A 389-nucleotide genomic window follows, 5' to 3' on the forward strand; every position below is an offset into this window, starting at 1 on the left:
GTCCGCCACCAGCGCCGCCGAGCGCACCGAAGCGACTCCCGGCGACCACCCCAGCTCCAGCATGGCGTACAGCTCGAAGAGCAGGTGGCGGGCGACTCCGTATCCTTCGTCCGTGAGCCCCGCGGCGTCAAGCGCGCCCAGCAAGGCATCCTGCCGGTTCTCGAAGGAGTGCATCAGCCGCGTGCGCGCCTTCTCGTCGTCCTCCAGGTAACGCCAGGCCGCCTCGACGAATTCGCCCGTGGGCTCGTCCGGGTGGAAGGCTTGCGGCAGGGGAGCCTTGACCTTCTTCGGCCGGGGCGGCCGGGGGCCGTCCTCCAGGCGCACCGCGCGCCCCTCTTCCACCAGGTCCCAGAGGCCCAGCAGGTTCTGGTACAGCAGCCGGGCGATGT

1 pseudogene is annotated in these 389 nt (G+C 71.0%); it reads right to left on the reverse strand.

Annotated elements, in window-relative coordinates:
* Positions 1–389: pseudogene (locus D7Y04_RS43565) on the reverse strand (hypothetical protein); the annotation flags it as partial.

Origin of the sequence: Corallococcus sp. AB038B (assembly GCF_003668955.1) — a bacterium.
GTDB classification, from domain to species: Bacteria; Myxococcota; Myxococcia; order Myxococcales; family Myxococcaceae; genus Corallococcus; species Corallococcus exiguus.